The organism is Mucilaginibacter sp. P5_A4 (assembly GCF_056400605.1).
This window is the reverse complement of the sequence record NZ_JBFUKX010000048.1, coordinates 1-17345: the sequence shown is the minus strand read 5'-3', so window position 1 is coordinate 17345 and position 17345 is coordinate 1. Positions and strand designations below refer to the sequence as shown.

Below are 17345 nucleotides of genomic sequence, written 5' to 3'. Positions count from 1 at the left end.
TATCATTTTTTAATAAAAAAGTATATTGATAATCAATATTTAAGCTAAATACTTACTTAAAATAACTACAATAAAACTCCGTATTTAAATCGTCATGCCAATCTCACAAGGGTTAAAAGTTATCAAAATGGCAAAGTATTTGTAAAGGAGGTATCAATGCAATGAAAAAATTGCAGAGTTATATAAAAATTACAACTATGAAAACAATGACAAAAATTATAGCCGGAGCTTGTACAGCTGTAGCTATATTCATCGGAACAAATGTAAGCGCACAAACTACTCCCGCCAACAAAATACGTTTTGGTATTGGTTTAGAAGCAGGTGTACCTACAGGTAACGCACATGATATTTCGAAATTTGAGCTTGGTGGTACCGGACGTTTACAATATGGGGTTAATAACAATGTAGCTTTAACGCTAACATCTGGTTACTATAACTTTTTTGGTAAAACTTATACCACATCAGTAACCACTCCAACCGGCACAGCCACTTCAACTTTTAAAGCCAGATCACTTGGTATGATCCCGGTTAAAGCTGGTCTTAAAGCGTTTGTTAGCGATGGCTTTTATCTGTCGGGCGAAGCAGGTGCTGGGTTTGAAGTTCATCCGATAGTAGCCGGCGGTGAAAAAAACACCAAACTTATTCTTTCTCCCGGCATTGGTTACGCAACCAAATCATGGGATGTTGGTGCACGTTATGAAAATTTTTCTGGCCAGGGTAATAACTATGGCCTCGTAGGTTTACGTGTAGCCTACGGTTTTGGATTATAGAAAAACCTGGTCACTAAATAATAAAAGCCCCTCGTCGTGATGATGAGGGGCTTTTTGTTATTCTGAACCGGAATTTTTCGAATTTAAGAATTAACAGAATTTCAGCTGCATTTAAATTCGAATTTTTTTTAATTCGCGTAATTCATCTTTGAAATCTGAAATCTGAACATCTACACCAGTTTCCCCAGCGCTTCTTTAATCCTTCTTACAGCCTCTATCAGCTTATCCTCTGCAGCGGCGTAGGAGATGCGGATAGAAGTAGTATCACCAAATGAATCACCGCCTACGGTAGCTACATGAGCTTCCTCCAGCAGGTATATGCTCAGTTCATCAGCATCTTTAATTGTTTTGCCATTATAGCTTTTGCCAAAGAACGAGGTAACGTTAGGAAAAAAGTAAAACGCGCCATCGGGCAGGTTTAATTTTATACCGTCAATTTCGCTCAATAGTTTATAAACAATGTCGCGGCGTCTTTTAAAGGCTGCGCGCATTTCAAGTACTGTTTCCAGGCCGCCTTCATAAGCAGCAATACCGGCACGCTGGGTAATTGAACAGGTTCCTGAGGTTATTTGTCCCTGCATTTTATCGCAGGCCGTAGCAATCTCTTTGTTGCTTGCGGTGTAACCAATCCTCCAACCGGTCATGGCAAATGCTTTCGACCAGCCGTTGATGATCACCACACGATCTTTTATATAATCAAACTGGGCTATTGATTCGTGTTTATCAATATAGTTGATATGCTCATAGATCTCGTCGCTCATGATATAAACATGAGGGTGTTTTTCAAATACTTTGGCCAGGCCTTCCAGCTCATCCTTGCTGTAAACACTACCGGTAGGGTTACATGGCGATGAGAACATAAACAATTTAGTTTTTGGCGTAATGGCCGCCTCTAACTGCTCAGGCGTAATTTTAAAGTTTTGTTCAACAGTTGTGTTGATGAAAACACTTACACCCTCGGCAAGCTTAACAACTTCGCTGTATGATACCCAGTAGGGGGTAGGGATAATTACTTCGTCGCCCGGGTTCACCAAACATAATACCGCGTTGGCAATAGCCTGTTTGGCACCTGTTGAAACTACTATCTGGCTAACATCATAATCAAGGTTATTTTCGTTCTTTAACTTGGCAACAACAGCTTTACGCAGTTCGGGATAACCAGCTACAGGAGTGTAGTAGGTAAAGTTTTTATCCATGGCCTGTTTAGCGGCTTCCTTGATGTGCTCAGGGGTATGAAAATCAGGCTCGCCAAAGCTCAGGCTGATCACATCAACACCTTTTGCGGCAAGTTCACGGCCCATTTTGGCCATTTTAATTGTTTGTGATTCGGACAAGTTATTTATCCGGTTACTTAATGCGCTCATATAAATTATGTTATCGGGGCAAATATAGAAAATAACTTTACTGCTACTTACGCTTGTTATTTATAAATTTGTCGCCTTATTCAGATTGCTTTGAAGGAACAAAAAAGGATCATATTAATTTCGCTCATAACAGGTATTGTGCTCATGATAGCGAAATTTGGTGCCTACTTTTTAACCGCATCTAATTTTATACTAACAGATGCCGCCGAAAGCATAGTTAATGTAATAGCCAGTTCTTTCGCGTTTTTTAGTATTTACCTGGCATCGTTGCCGCGCGACGAAAACCATCCTTACGGGCATGGTAAGGTTGAATTCTTTTCTGTTTTCATCGAGGGATCGCTTATAGGCATTGCCGGGGTTATCATTATCATTAAATCAGTTTACAGCATATTTTACCCAAATAACATCCACGATTTGCTTACCGGAGCCACAATTATCGGTCTTACAGGTGTTGTAAACGGATCATTGGGTTATTATTTGATCTATAAAGGGAAGGGGCTACACTCTATTACTCTGGATGCCGATGGTCGCCACCTGCTTTCAGATATGGTAACCAGCGGTGGCCTGGTGCTTGGTTTGTTGCTGATACATTTTACCAACATTTTATGGCTTGATAGTGCCTTATCAATATTAGTTGGTATTTATATACTATATAGCAGTTATAAACTGGTGCGCAAATCGGTAGGGGGGTTGATGGATGAAGCCGATTTTAAGGTGGTAAGGGATATTGTAAAAGTTTTAAGCGATAAACGCCGCGAGGCCTGGATTGATGTGCATAACCTGCGCGCCCAGAAATACGGTAACGAGCTGCATATCGACTGCCACTTAACGCTGCCCAATTATTTCGACCTGAACACTGTACATACCGAAGTATCACTGGTTGATAAAATGATCAATAATGAATTTGGCATAAAAACCGAACTTTTTATCCATACAGATCCATGTTTGCCAAATTGCTGCCACTATTGCAGCATGCCCAACTGTCCTATACGGTCGGAAGCACAAACAGAAACTATTGAATGGACAATGGATATTGTAGTACGCAACAAAAAACACTTTGAATAATGGCAGAGTATTTTAATGTAAGGGTTTACGGTCTGCTGCTTAATGATAACGACGAAGTGCTGGTAAGCGATGAGCAGGAATACGGTATGCAATTCACCAAATTCCCTGGTGGCGGCCTGGAATTGGGCGAAGGCCTGGTTGAAGGCTTAAAACGTGAATTTATGGAAGAGTGCAACCTGGAAATTGAGGTTGTAAGCCATTTTTATACAACAGATTTTTTTGTAAAATCGGCCTTTAACAATTCGCAGGTTATCAGTGTTTACTATTTGGTGAGGAGTATTACCCCTGTGGATTTAGTTACCAAAACCATAGCATTTGATTTCGACGGCGAAAGCGAAGTACTGCAGTCATTCAGGTGGGTAAATTTAACTGCATTAAGTATAGCCGATTTTGCATTCCCGACAGATAAACGGGTAGTTGAACTTTTACAGGATGAGTTATGAGCCTTACCGAACGAGATCTTAAAGTTATCTGGCACCCATATACCCAAATGAAAACTGCCGCGCCGCCCATACCTATTGTGAAGGGGCAGGGAGCGCTGTTATTTGATGAAACTGGTAAACAATATATAGACGCGGTATCATCCTGGTGGGTAAATATCCACGGGCACGCGCACCCTTACATTGCCCAAAAAGTTGCCGAACAACTGCAAAAGCTGGAGCATGTAATTTTCGCTGGGTTTACCCATGAAGGCGCTGTTGAACTGGCCGAACGCTTATTGGCAATTTTGCCCGATAATCAGCAAAAAGCGTTTTACTCCGATAATGGCTCAACAGCTATTGAGGTAGCCATAAAAATGTGCCTCCAATACTGGCTTAATAAAGGCAATCAGCGTACCAGGATCCTGGCCTTCAACAATGCTTACCACGGGGATACCTTTGGCGCCATGGCCGTAAGCGGCCGCAGTGCGTTTACCAAAGCCTTTGATAGCCTGCTGTTTGAGGTAGAATTTATTGATACACCCAACAAGGAAAACATCCAAAGCCTCAAATCTCAAATCTCACATCTCAAATCTCAATTAGCCTGCTTTATTTTCGAGCCACTGGTACAAGGATCAGCCGGAATGCTGATGTATGAGGCTGAATACCTTAATGAGTTAATGGCCCACTGCAAGCAAGAGGGTGTGCTGATGATAGATGACGAGGTATTTACGGGCTTTGGCCGTACAGGGAAGGCTTTTGCATGCAATTATGTGGATGTACAGCCCGATATCATGTGTTTTTCTAAAGGCTTAACCGGTGGGACCATGGCCCTCGGCCTAACCACGTGTACCCAACAGATCTACAATGCTTTTTTATCAGACGACAGGTTAAAAACCCTGTTTCACGGCCATTCATTTACCGCTAATCCTATTGCCTGCGCCTCGGCTTTGGCGAGTTTGGATCTTTTTCAGCAACCAGCGACGGAAGTTAATATCCGGCGTATAGCGGCAGCCCATGCCCAATTTGGTGCTAAGATCAAACATCACCCTACAATAAAAACCGTAAGGCAAACCGGCACTATTTTAGCCATGGAGTGGGAAACGGGCGACAATACTTCGTACTTTAATTCGCTGCGCGATAAACTATACCATTACTTTTTAGCCGCCGGTGTCATACTGCGCCCCCTGGGCAATGTAATTTACATTTTACCCCCTTATTGCATTACTGATGATGAACTGCAGTATGTTTACAGTAAAATAGAGCAGGCACTTCAAGAACTATAACCATGATGTTAAACAAACTTTTACCTCAGATAATAGCCGATAACGAACTACACTCACGCTGGTTAAATACGCTATCGCTGATGGAAAACACCGGTGCACGCAAGATCTCGGCAAGTGAAGACCCGCTTACAGTAACTTATATCATCCTGAAGCATGCCGCCGAAGAGCACCGCCACGCCTTCTACCTAAAAAAACAACTCGAAAAAACAGGGGTTGAATTACCAACCTACGCGGCCGAATACCTGCTTGCCCCCGGTTCAAGCAAATACTACCTTAACCAGCTGGATATAGACGTTTGCCGTTATCTGAAAACTGAGCTGAATCTTACCGGTGCCGAACTGCGCTTTGCCGCCTATCTGCTGGTAACATACGCCATTGAGGTACGTGCCGATGAACTTTACCCCATTTACCAAACCGCCCTTGACGAAGCAGCTAGCAAAGTGAACGTAAAATCAATCATCCTGGAAGAAGAAGGCCACCTGGAAGAAATGCTGAACCAGCTCCATAAATTTTCGCCCGATTGGGAAAAACATGCCAATAAAGCTGTGGCGTTTGAAACAAGGTTGTTTAATATGTGGGTGGAGCAGTTGGGGGACTCATTGAGTTAGATGGTTGGGGCTCCCTTTGTCATGCTGAACGTAGTGAAGCATCTATTCTTCGCCCTGCATATTCGTCCTGCCAGTTCATGAATAGATTCTTCGTGCCTCAGAACAACAAAATCCCCCCTTTGTCATGCTGAACGTAGTGAAGCATCTATTCTTCGCCCTGCATATTCGTCCTGCCAGTTCATGAATAGATTCTTCGTGCCTCTGAATGACAAAATCCCCCCTTTGTCATGCTGAATGTAGTGAAGCATCTATTCTTCACCCTGCATTGTTCACGAATAGATTCATCTGCCTCCGAATGACAAACAAAAACTTTTCTTAAATTCATACCCTATATGCGCCAGTATAACTTCTTTACTTATATTCTTACCAATTACAATAAGAAAGTGCTGTACACTGGCGTTACAAACGACCTCGACAAACGCCTATATGAACATTACTTCGGCATCAATCAAGCCGAAAGCTTTACTTCAAAATATAAATGTTTCTATTTAGTTTGGTATGAAAGACACCAATATATAAATCATGCAATTGAAAGAGAAAAAGAAATTAAAGGTTGGGTAAGGGACAAAAAGATTAAATTGATTGAACAGGAAAACCCCAACTGGAATTTTTTAAATAAAGAAATTATGGAGTGGCCCCCTGTGTTTACCGGGTGAAGTATCAATTCTTCGCCCTGCATATCCGTCCTGTATAGTCCACGAGTAGATTCTTCGTTCCTCAGAATGACAAACTTTTAAATAGGTTTATTCAAAGTCCCTTTTTGTCATGCTGAACGTAGTGAAACATCTATTATTCACCATGCTTCTTCGCCCTGTACAGTCTGCGAATAGATCCTTCACTGCGTTCAGGATGACAAACCTTTTAAAACGTCATTTCCCCTTCAGCGTTTCGTGAAATTTTACCACTCAGAATGACAAAACGCAAAATCCTTCAATCCGGCCTAATACCCCATATACTCCGTATACACCTCCTGCAAAAAGGCTTTGCCATATAGCAGCGCTTTATCCGTGGCCTTTGCATCAGCGTTTTTATTGCCGGTATAAACTATCCTTTTGCCCGAGTTATCATAAGATACTACCTGCTGCGGCATCATGAAGCAAAAGCCGTTATCCCAGTTAAAAAAGGCAAAATCGGCAGTGTTGGGGTTAAGCAGATCTTTCGACCATTTAAATTGTTTATGAGGCAGATCCAACTGCGCAAACAGTGTGGCAGCAATATCTGTTTGTCCGCCTAATTTGCCAATCTTTTTGCCCCGGTATTCGGGCTTTATCACATCACCAAAAAACAAAAGCGGGATATGGTATTTTACAGGATTGTAAGCCTCAGATATATTATGCGGCAGGCGATGCCCATGATCGGCTACTAAAATGAAGAGTGTATTTTTATACCAGTCCTGCTTTTTGGCCAGCTCAAAATAAGCGTTAAGGCACGAGTCGGTAAAATAAGCTGTGCTCCTGAACTTGTTGCTGGCATCGCCATCTTTATCTTCATCGGGGAAATGTGCTTTCCCTGGTAATATGAAAGGCTCGTGGTTGGTTGATGTTTGCAGGTATGTAAAAAAAGGCTGTTTTTGTTGTTGYGCGTATTGTAAGTGTTTAGTTAACAGTACGTCGTCATACACGCCCCATTGGGTTTTTACCTGGCTTTTGTCAAAGACCAGCTCATCGGTAATATGATTAACCTCATGGCTTTTCATGAAGGTGTTAAAGTGCATATAGCTGCTTTTACCGCCATAAAAATAGGATGTTATGTAACCGGCGTTTTTTAAGGTTGTGGCTATGGCGGGCAGTTTAGCCTGTTTCAGCGTATCCGAAACTATGGTGCGGATAGCCTGCGATGGAAAACCACTCATAATGGATATGATACCCTTATCCGTCCGATCGGCAGAGGAATAAATGTTATTGAACAGGATGCCGTTTTTGATGAATTTTTCAAAATTGGGGGCAACACCTTTGTCGCCGCCTAATGATTCAATAACATCGGCCGTATAGCTTTCCATCTGGATAATCACCACGTTGGGGTGGCTGGTGGTTAATACCTTTATGGTACTGTCATTTTTAACGCTGTAAGCTTCTGCAACCAGTTGCGCTGCGCTGCCTTGCTGCATAAACACGAAAGGGTTGTAAGGAGTACGCAAATTTTCAACCACGTTATTAAACAGGTTCCACTCGGTATTAAGGGCTGCCTGGTTTAGAAACTCATGGTCAGAAAAATAGGCCGAGTTTTGGTTTACCGGTGCGGATTGAATTCCGCCCCGCATCAACAGGAAATTAAAGAACACCAGCAGAATAATGAGCACCGCTTTTAGCCGCGGTTCAACTTTTGGCTTTTTAAATTTGTAGTCTATGATCTTATTGGATAGCAATATGCCCGATGCCAATAATATCAAACAGATAATAATACACCTGCCCACCGGTGATGAGCCTGTTGAAGCAAAGGCCTCTGATGGTGCATCATATAATGATTTAAACACCCTGAACACCACTTTGGTGCCCCACTCGCGAAATATATTGAAGTTGAGGCCAGTATTTAAGGAGATACAAAACAGGCAGAACCATACATAAACTTTAAGCCAGGCAGGCTTGACGTACGATTTTGGGATGCACCAGTTAACAATAAATACCAGGAGCGGGATAGCGCAGATATAGGCTGCTGCCGATGCATCAAGCCTTAGGCCGTAGAAAAAGGTTTGCAGGATCTCGCTAAAACCGGCCTCTTTAAGTTTAGGCAGAAAATACAATTCAAATGTAACCCGGGTTATTGCAAAAAACAATATCCAGAAAACAAAAAATCTGACCAGGCTAAAAAGGTTTCTTAACATAAGGGGTACAAAAATAGTACTTTAACCTCAATGTTAAGAAACCTTTAATGAATAGTTAATGAAGAAGCTTATTTGCCTCCGCGCATAGCTTTCAAGTCATCCATGGTGATTTTTTCAAAATCAGAAGGGATACCAAATGTGCCTGCAGGTACTTTTTGCTCGGTTACACTTTTTACAGTAACCTCGGTTGATTGTCCCTGGCTAAATGAAGTGTACTGAACCGGGAAACCACCAATACCAGCGTAATATTTTGCAACGCCTGTTGTTGGAATCTCGATATCATTGGTGATCCATATATCATAGCTTTTTTTGGTTTTTGAATCTGTTGCAACCACTTTTTTACAGTTAAAGCCCGAGATCACTTTAGTTTCGGTGCCGGGAGCAAAAGTAAATTGCGGCATAGCAGCAATTGCCTGTTCAATATCGTCAGGACTGGCCACTGCTGCTTTTTTAATGTTTGCAACGGGTACATCTACTAATATTACCATTGATTTAGCATTTGCATCGGTCAGGATTTTGATATTAGCCGGGCCATTTGAAAAAGCAAACGCGTTTGAATCGGCTCTGAAATAGCTTTTGGCCTGTATTTGCTGTCCCATCATTGATGTAGTAAAGTCAACTACTCCTTCGGTGTATTTTTTTTGTGCGTTTGCACTCATAGCGGTTGCGGTTAGGGCCAGACCCAAAGCAACATTTAGAAATTTTATGCTCATATTTTTTGTTTGATTAATACCAATTTACCTGTTTTTTAATAGAAGACAAATTTATTGGTGTTTAGTTTAATGTTGGAAATTAGATAATGTTATTAACGAAATGTTACGTTTTAATATTTTATAGTTTACATGCAAACGTTTTGCGTCGCCTTCAAACTTACGTATGGTTTGGCTACTGTTGCTGCCATCAATCACAAGTACCTGGTACTCATATGATCTGTTAATTTCAAATAAACTTAAATGTGGGTTGGCGGTGATATAAAGGTAATTGGTTTTTAATTTTTGCGGTAATAACTGGTTTTGTAATCGCTTATCAAATATAATTATTCTTTTATCATAAAACTGAACAATGGGGCCTTGTTTTTTTAAATAAGGTAAACTGATATTTTGGTTTGGGCTAATAATTGTAGCATCATTTACCTGTGTACTATCCAGGTATGGTTGTACCGAATAACTGTAATTCCGGTCGGTATCGGCAAGGTTGGTTAATACAATGGCGCTGTTTCCGCTTTTAAGTACTATCCCTGTGTTTTTGCGCAGGTTTAAAAAAGCTATAGAGCTGGTAGTTTGTGCGCGGTATTTTTTTATGCTGATGCTGATACAAAGCAACAGCAGGCCAACCATAGCAAGCTTTATCAGCCATGATTTTTTATCATACAAAAAATAAAACAGGCTGATGATAATGATATAAAGTAAAAGGTACTCGGGGGTGGTGAGCCATATTTTACTGATGCCGGCAAACGGGGCGTGTTCAATTATGGCCAGCGCTTTGTTCATGAACAGGATGGTTGTCTCCAGTAGGTAAGCCAATACGTTTGATAGTAGCGGAACCCACGAAAACATAAGGTAGGCTATGCCGCTGTACATAATAACGGTAGTGGGGATAATGATAAGCAAATTACTGAGCAAAAAGTAAACCGGGAACTGGTGAAAATACAACGCGCTTAAGGGGAAGGTGATCACCTGTGCCGCTATAGATACCGAGCAGATGGCCCATAGTTTATCGGCCCATTTGTTTTTAAACTCCATCCATTGATATACCATGGGCTGCAAAACTATAAGGCCCGCAACAGCAAGGTATGAGAGCTGAAAGCCTACATCGCTTATAAAAAGCGGATTATAAAGCAACAATATAAACGCCGATATGGCCAGTATATTAAGCATATTAATGTACCGGGCATAGGTTTTGCCTATAATAACCATACTGATCATCACTGCCGCCCGACAAACTGCGGGCGAAAAGCCGCTGAGCATGGCATAGTACCAGATAAGCGCGACAATGATGCCCGCTTTGATATGCCTGCCATACCGGCAATTGTTTAAAAAACCCAGCGCCCATTGCAGCAATAAGTAAATAATAGCCACGTGCGCACCAGAGACCGACAGCACATGGATGGTTCCTGTTTTTGAATAGGCCTGCAAAATATCGTTGCTCAAGTCGGCTTTGTAACCTAATATCAGGGTTGATGCTACGGCGATAGCGCCCGGATCATGCATTTGCCGGCGGAATTTTACCACCATTTGCCGCCGCAGCTTCAGCGAAAAGGCAATAAGCGGGTTGCCGGCATCATGTTTTATTACACGATACATTCTCGGGTATAAAAATGCCTGGTAGTAAATATTTTGATTCGCCAGGTACTTTTTATAGTTGAACTCAGCCGGATTAAACGGTGGATCGATGGCGTTATATTTGGCCGGGATCAGTAGCTCATCGCCATATTGCAGGGTTATGGCTGCGCTGTCTTTTATGGTGATAAGCAGCGTGCCATTGGCACCGGTAGCTTTTTTATAGTTGATATTTTGCCGAACCGATGCTGTGACTCTTACCAGTCCGTTTTTAAGTTGGGGCTCGTTATTGATCGTTACTGCCAGGTATTGCGCGGGCGATCTTGAAAAATGATATTCATTCGTCAGCTCGTTATAATTGATGGCGCTGATGCATCCGGCCGAAAGCAAAATAAAGTTCATCAGCAAGCCGCCCAACCAGCGCAGTTTGTAAACAGCAAAACGCTGATAAGTTAAATTGAGGAAGATAAATACGATCCCCGATCCGCCAAAAACACCCCATAGCACCGGGAGGTATGCAGCCGTTATAAGGCTAATCCCTAAGGTTATCCCCAATAAAAAGGGCAGGAGCAATACAACAAAAGGGATCTCGCCTTTATGATTCGCGATCATTTATTTAATAGCAAGCAATAAAGATATGTTTTAGGCGGATACCTCAAACAACGGTGATAAAATAAATCGATTCAGGGAATAATTATAGCGATAATCTTAAAAGGGATATTAAGCTTGCGCCGGCAGGGTAAAAGCGCCAAAATGAAACACATATCCAGCCCTCATTAAGGAACCCACCGACTAAGCTGGAAAAAACAGTAATGACATTGCTGCAAATGGGCTGTTGTAGAGACGCATAATTGCGTCTCCCGCAGGACATTCAGGATTTGCAAGGCCGATTTGCAAGACCAATTTGCATGAGTGATTTGCACGCGGGAGACGCAATTATGCGTCTCTACGTTGAAAACTAAAAAAAAATATAATTGATAATCAAAGCATTGGCTTTGTGCATCTGCTTTTAGCTTTTATATAAAGCCCGTACCTACAACTGGTCGCGTACTTCGAGCAGGAATTTTTTTATGTTTTCGAGCGAATCGATAACACGCTGGTTCTCGCGTGTATCGCTCATGTTGTTTTTAAGATGATCTTTTGCGCCGTTTAGGGTATAGCCTTTATCGCGGATGAGGTGAAAGATGATCTTGAAGTTTTCGATATCTTCGGGGGTAAAATAGCGGTTGCCCTTTTTGTTCTTTTTGGGCTGCAATACATCAAACTCCTTTTCATAGAAACGGATAAGCGACTGATTCACATCAAACATGGCCGATACCTCGCCCATGGTGTAATACATCTTGCTTATTTCGCGGTCTTTGTAAGGCATATGCAAAGATATTCTTTTGATTTCGGATTTGGGATTTTCGATTTCGGATTTTCTGTATGAAAGTTGTCTTATAAAGGGGATTTGTAAGTCGTTGATTGTTAGTGTTATTTTTTTATGCAGTCTAGGTCATTGCGAGGTACGAAGCAATCGCATGCTATACAGGGTGGACCTGTATAGTTCGCGATTGCCGCGCTGCGCTCGCAATGACATCGTTGTTGTTCGGTCCAAAACCCTACACATCGTTCAAACATCTTCAGGCCGTTTCCTGGTTTCGCTCCAGGGAAGGGATGAGGTTCTGCCGCTTAAAAGATCGGCCTGGCGTCGGGCTATTTCCTGGGCATGCTCATCGGTAAATACGCGATCATCTTCAATATCTATCACATATTGATAACCTAAACTATCAAGAAAGGCTAAAAGCACTTTTTTTTCCTGTTCATTTGCAAATTCGATTTTCAGCGTTTCCATAATCAAAATTAATATTTATTTTCTCAATTACGCTTAATTCATCTCATATAACTATACATTACTACACAAAAATTCACACTTTTGCACTTCAACTTTGTTTTCGATATTACAATTATAATATACTATGACAGCTACCGAAATACGCCAGGCTTTTCTTGATTTTTTTGTTTCCAAGGGACATATCATCGTTCCTTCTGCTCCAATTGTAATAAAAAACGATCCAACCCTGATGTTCACCAACGCTGGGATGAACCAGTTTAAAGATATATTTTTGGGCGAAGCACCTGCAAAAGCATCCCGCGTTGCCGATACCCAACGCTGCCTGCGCGTGAGTGGTAAGCATAACGACCTGGAGGAAGTGGGCATTGATACCTATCACCATACCATGTTCGAGATGTTGGGTAACTGGAGTTTTGGCGATTACTTTAAAAAAGAAGCCATTGCCTGGAGCTGGGAGCTGTTGACCGAAGTTTATAAATTACCCAAAGACCGCCTGTACGTTACCTATTTTGAAGGTGACGAAAAGGACGGCCTTGAAAAAGATACCGAAACTTACGACTTGTGGAAAGCCCTGGTTGCCGAAGACCATATCTTGCCCGGAAACAAAAAGGACAACTTCTGGGAGATGGGCGAAACCGGTCCCTGCGGCCCATGTTCGGAAATTCATTACGATAGCCGGGAAGAAGGTGAAAGGTTAAAGGTGAAAGGCGAAAGGCTTGTTAACGCCGACCATGACCAGGTGATTGAGATCTGGAATAACGTATTTATGCAGTTTAACCGCTTAAAAGGCGGCGCATTGCAGCCGTTGCCTGCCAAACACGTAGATACCGGTATGGGCTTTGAACGTTTGGTACGGGTGCTACAGGCCAAAACATCAAACTATGATAGCGACATTTTTCAGCCGATGATCCAGTTCATTGCTGAAAAGAGCGGCAAAACCTACAACAGCGCAGCGAAACCCGGCGATGCCGGTTGGAACGAAGCCGTTGCCATGCGCGTATTGGCCGACCATATCCGTGCTATCAGCTTTGCCATTGCCGATGGGCAGCTGCCTGCAAGTAACAAAGCAGGTTATGTTATCCGCAGAATTTTACGCCGTGCTGTGCGTTACAGCTATCAAACTTTAGGGTTTAAAGAACCTTTCTTTAACCAGTTAGTACCATTGTTGGCAGAACAGTTTAAGGGAGTGTTTGATAATTTGTACAGCCAGAAAGATTTTGTGCAGAAGGTTATTTTGGAAGAGGAGGTTTCGTTCTTGAGGACCTTGGAGAAAGGGATTAGGCTTTTCAATTATGAACGTGAGCTCATGGAAAAGTTAAAGCTTAAAATTGATACATACCATTATGGTATTGAATGGGATAAATCAACCGTGGCTTCATCAACGATAAGCTTTCTAAAAAGTGTGTTCCCTGCCGACTCCAAACAAGCTTATAGTGATCTGGAATTAGAGAAAATTAATGAGTTTAGCAGAAGTGCAAAAACAGATCAAGAATTTTTTACTCAGCTTGATTCATTTTTGAAAATCATAAAAGGCAACGTAGCTTTTGAATTATACGATACGTATGGATTCCCATTAGATCTGACTGAATTACTTGCAAAAGAGCAAGGCTGGACAGTCGATACGAAAGGTTTTGAAGTTGCCCTTCAAGAACAAAAAACTCGCTCCCGTTCTGCATCAATAGTTGACACCGGGGATTGGATCACCATAAGAGAAGATGAAGGCTCCATCTTCACCGGCTACGATGAAACAGAAACTGTTGCCCATGTGGTGAAATACCGCAAGGTAACGGCCAAGGGTAAAGAGCAATTCCAGATTGTGCTGGATAAAACACCTTTTTATGCAGAAAGCGGTGGCCAGGTAGGGGATAAGGGCGAACTTGTTTTCCCTGATGGTGAGATTGTTTTGGTAACCGATACTAAAAAAGAGAACGGACTGACCGTTCATTATGTAGATGAGCTGCCCGAGGATATTGACGATGCCTTAACCGCTATTGTTGATCCTGCGCTGCGCGGGCAAACCAATGCCAACCACTCGGCTACGCACCTGCTGCATGCCGCATTGAAACAGGTTTTGGGCAGTCATGTTAATCAAAAAGGCTCATTGGTAAACAGCGACTACCTCCGTTTTGATTTTTCGCACTTTGCCAAAGTTACCGATGAGGAACTGGGGCAGATAGAAGCCATCGTGAACCAAAAGGTACGTCAGAATATCCCGCTGAAAGAAGAACGCAGTATGTTATATGCCGAGGCCATCACCAGCGGTGTAACGGCCCTGTTTGGCGAAAAATATGGCGAGTATGTACGTGTAATTACCTTCGAAGATGAGTTTAGCAAGGAGCTTTGCGGCGGCACGCACGTACAGGCTACCGGGCAAATAGGTTTCTTCAAAATTATTACCGAAAGCGCTGTAGCCGCCGGGGTTAGGCGTATTGAGGCTATTACCGGGGTAGCTGCCGAGGTTTATATCACCAGCCAAAGCCTCCTGGTTAACCAGCTGAAGGACCTGCTTAAAAATCCAAAAGATTTGTCAAAAAGCGTGGAAAGCCTGCTGGACGAAAACAGCAAGCTAAAAAAGGAGATCGAGAAATCGATCCTTGAAAAATCATCGGGCTTAAAAAATGAGCTTGCTCAAAAAGCCGAAGCTATAAATGGCATCAACTTTATAGCTCAAAAAGTAGCGCTGCCAAATGCAGAAGCCGTTAAAAACCTGGCTTACCAGTTAAAAGATATAGTACCCAACCTGTTCCTGGTGCTTGCTGCCGATTTCGACGGTAAACCGAGCCTTACCGTAATGATTGCCGAAAACCTGGTAAAGAAAAAAGGCCTGCATGCCGGTAACATTGTAAAAGAACTGGCCAAAGAAGTAAAAGGCGGCGGCGGCGGTCAGCCATTTTTTGCAACTGCTGGCGGTAGCGATGTAAGTGGTTTGGATAATGCTTTGGCAAAGGCGAAGAGTTTTATTTAAAAATATCATTGCGAGGTACCCCCAACAACAACTATCCCGCCATTGCGTGTAGAAAAATCTGGGGACTCCGAGGAGATAATGATGTTTTAAAAGTTTGTCATCCTGAACGGAGTGAAGGATCTATTCGCAGACTGTACAGGGCGAAGAAGCATGGCGGAGATTAGATCCTTCGCTCCGTTCAGGATGACAAAAAGGTTTTTTTGAAAACACATCATGGGTAGCCTGTCGAAGCATAGTGGGCAAAGGCCTCTCCGCACGAGTCTTCGACAGGCTCAGACAGACAGGCCTTACACCTTGAAAATAGAATACGTCATGGGTAGGCACGAAGCAATCGCATGCTATACAGAGCGGACCTGCACAGTTCGCGATTGCCGCGCTGCGCTCGACATGGTTGTTGAATCCTAAACCCAACGCGCCATGTAACAAAAAAAGACCACCCACTGGCAATCTTTTTATTATAGCGTGTATGTGCTTAGTGTTTGTCGTGTCCTTTATGCTGGCCGTTATTGGCCTTGTGCTGTGCAGCACGGGCATGTTGCGGCCTGGCGTGTACAACACGGGTATGGTTTACAACCCTTGTACGGGTAATTGCTCTTGGTTTGGCATGCACAGCGGTACGGTTTACTACCCTGGTGTGGTAATGATCGCGTACAATTACGTTGCGCACGCCCTTGTAACGTGCATAGCGGGTACGGTCAACATTATAATAAGTGTATGCCCTGGGCCTGTTAACAGCTACTTTATAGCCGCTGCGGATGTCATAACTGGCGTAGCGGGGCGGTAAAGCTGGTCTGAATACCCATTGGCCACCATCAAGATAAACATATTGGTGTGTTGGCACATAATAATAACTTTCCACATCGGGCAGATAGTAGTAATTCACGCCGGTATATGCTGGCGGTGGGTTCCATGCCCCAATTTGTACGCTTACGTTAACCTGTGCTTTTGTTTGGGTTGTTGATACTGCAAGGGTAATAACACCTGCAAGCAATCCTATAATTATTTTTTTCATAGTATAGTCTAATTATACAGCACTATCCAATTATTGTGCCGTGTTACAGGTAGACCCTGGCTGGCACTAAAGGTTTAATGAGTAAAACTTTAAGGGTTACCCATGAGGTGTTCGCTGAAATTTTTTTGTCATCCTGAACGATAGTGAAGGATCCACTCTCCGCCAAGCTTCTTCGCCCTGTACAGTGCGAATATATTTAGGTACTCAAATGTTTCGTTTTAACTGAGTAACATTGGCCCGCTCTTGGCCGCGGGAGGGCCAGACACTTTTGTCTTGAAACAAAAGTGTCCAAAGACCGAGCATAGCGAGATAATGAGCATCTATAAAAAGCAAATAATAAGTGAATAATTCAAGTCAGCAGAAATGCTTCTTTGCGCTCGGGGCCTTTACCCTGCAAAACGGGCAAAACCTGGGCTGGAATTATTTTGCCCTTGCCCGCATATCCCCGAACATGCAAAAACTTCCTATGCCCTGCAGCCGCACAGCCCGGCATTGTTTTGCCCGTTTTCACCCGAAGCTGTTCTGCTGACTTTTGGGGAATACGAGAGTCTTTTTTTGATAGAACGACCCAAGTTAAAATTCTGTTAATCCTGATTCAGACAAAATTTACGTTAGGGATAGTAGTGGATACCGTCCGCCAGTTGGCGGATTAAGGCCTGTGTAGTATGAACGAATAGGTACTGTCTTAGAAAACAAATAAATTTTCATAAAAATTAGATTAATTTTGTTGTTTAATGAGAGCTTCTTTTAGATGTTCATCAAGTGTAGCCCCAGGCATTGCCGGGGCTATTATTTTTTTAGTGTGATCGAATTTGGCGTCGTATTTTTCGTTTTTCTTCCACAAGTAATACATCATTACCAATAGTTTTTTTTGTACTGCTACATACCCTTTCATCTTAATCCTTGTCCGGTCATAAACGCG

The 17345-nt window shown here is 42.7% G+C and carries 14 protein-coding genes and 1 pseudogene; 7 read left to right on the top strand and 8 right to left on the bottom strand.

Annotated elements, in window-relative coordinates:
* The first annotated feature begins 197 nt into the window (after positions 1–197).
* Positions 198–770, top strand: a complete 573-nt coding sequence (locus AC1DQW_RS22510) for a hypothetical protein (RefSeq protein ID WP_477456118.1) — start codon at positions 198–200, stop codon at positions 768–770.
* A 170-nt stretch (positions 771–940) separates the two neighbouring features.
* On the opposite strand, the gene AC1DQW_RS22505 is transcribed toward AC1DQW_RS22510, so the two are convergent.
* Positions 941–2134, bottom strand: a complete 1194-nt coding sequence (locus tag AC1DQW_RS22505; protein WP_477402323.1) for a pyridoxal phosphate-dependent aminotransferase — start codon at positions 2132–2134, stop codon at positions 941–943.
* Positions 2135–2224: 90 nt separating this feature from the next.
* Between AC1DQW_RS22505 and AC1DQW_RS22500 the strand changes: the two genes are divergently transcribed.
* From AC1DQW_RS22500 to AC1DQW_RS22480, 5 genes are all read left to right on the top strand, one after another.
* Positions 2225–3199 carry a cation diffusion facilitator family transporter gene (locus tag AC1DQW_RS22500; protein WP_477456117.1) on the top strand — a complete coding sequence of 325 codons (975 nt, stop codon included), beginning with the start codon at positions 2225–2227 and terminating at the stop codon, positions 3197–3199.
* Complete coding sequence (locus AC1DQW_RS22495) at positions 3199–3642, top strand: NUDIX domain-containing protein (RefSeq protein WP_477456116.1); 444 nt, start codon at positions 3199–3201, stop codon at positions 3640–3642. Before AC1DQW_RS22500 ends, AC1DQW_RS22495 begins: the two co-directional genes overlap by 1 nt.
* Entirely contained in the window at positions 3639–4904 is a 1266-nt protein-coding gene (bioA, locus tag AC1DQW_RS22490) for an adenosylmethionine--8-amino-7-oxononanoate transaminase (RefSeq protein ID WP_477456115.1), read from the top strand. The genes AC1DQW_RS22495 and bioA overlap by 4 nt, the downstream gene beginning before the upstream one ends.
* A 2-nt stretch (positions 4905–4906) precedes the next feature.
* Positions 4907–5512, top strand: a complete 606-nt coding sequence (locus AC1DQW_RS22485) for a hypothetical protein (RefSeq protein ID WP_477456114.1) — start codon at positions 4907–4909, stop codon at positions 5510–5512.
* 332 nt (positions 5513–5844) lie between these two features.
* Entirely contained in the window at positions 5845–6168 is a 324-nt protein-coding gene (locus AC1DQW_RS22480) for a GIY-YIG nuclease family protein (protein WP_477456113.1), read from the top strand.
* A gap of 284 nt (positions 6169–6452) precedes the next feature.
* Here AC1DQW_RS22480 and AC1DQW_RS22475 read toward each other — a convergent pair whose 3' ends face one another.
* The 5 genes from AC1DQW_RS22475 to AC1DQW_RS22455 form a co-directional block, all read right to left on the bottom strand.
* Positions 6453–8333: an LTA synthase family protein gene (locus AC1DQW_RS22475; RefSeq protein WP_477456112.1), complete on the bottom strand. Its 1881-nt coding sequence runs from the start codon at positions 8331–8333 to the stop codon at positions 6453–6455.
* A 68-nt stretch (positions 8334–8401) separates the two neighbouring features.
* A complete protein-coding gene (locus tag AC1DQW_RS22470; RefSeq protein ID WP_477418042.1) occupies positions 8402–9046 on the bottom strand; it encodes a DUF4412 domain-containing protein in 645 nt (214 codons plus the stop codon).
* 66 nt (positions 9047–9112) lie between these two features.
* Positions 9113–11224 carry a ComEC/Rec2 family competence protein gene (locus tag AC1DQW_RS22465; RefSeq protein ID WP_477456111.1) on the bottom strand — a complete coding sequence of 704 codons (2112 nt, stop codon included), beginning with the start codon at positions 11222–11224 and terminating at the stop codon, positions 9113–9115.
* 421 nt (positions 11225–11645) lie between these two features.
* The gene (locus AC1DQW_RS22460) at positions 11646–11981 is read right to left on the bottom strand and encodes a MerR family transcriptional regulator (RefSeq protein WP_477408445.1); all 336 of its coding nucleotides are present in this window, start codon (positions 11979–11981) and stop codon (positions 11646–11648) included.
* 243 nt (positions 11982–12224) lie between these two features.
* On the bottom strand, positions 12225–12446 hold the full coding sequence (locus AC1DQW_RS22455) for an addiction module protein (RefSeq protein ID WP_477456110.1): 222 nt from the start codon (positions 12444–12446) through the stop codon (positions 12225–12227).
* Between the two features lie 124 nt (positions 12447–12570).
* Here AC1DQW_RS22455 and alaS point away from each other — a divergent pair, with 124 nt between their 5' ends.
* Positions 12571–15411 carry an alanine--tRNA ligase gene (alaS, locus tag AC1DQW_RS22450; protein ID WP_477456109.1) on the top strand — a complete coding sequence of 947 codons (2841 nt, stop codon included), beginning with the start codon at positions 12571–12573 and terminating at the stop codon, positions 15409–15411.
* 472 nt (positions 15412–15883) lie between these two features.
* Here the strand turns inward: alaS and AC1DQW_RS22445 are convergent, their stop codons facing one another.
* Both AC1DQW_RS22445 and AC1DQW_RS22440 read right to left on the bottom strand, forming a co-directional pair.
* The gene (locus AC1DQW_RS22445) at positions 15884–16423 is read right to left on the bottom strand and encodes a hypothetical protein (RefSeq protein WP_477456108.1); all 540 of its coding nucleotides are present in this window, start codon (positions 16421–16423) and stop codon (positions 15884–15886) included.
* A gap of 718 nt (positions 16424–17141) precedes the next feature.
* Positions 17142–17345 (bottom strand): annotated as a pseudogene (locus AC1DQW_RS22440) (hypothetical protein); the annotation flags it as partial.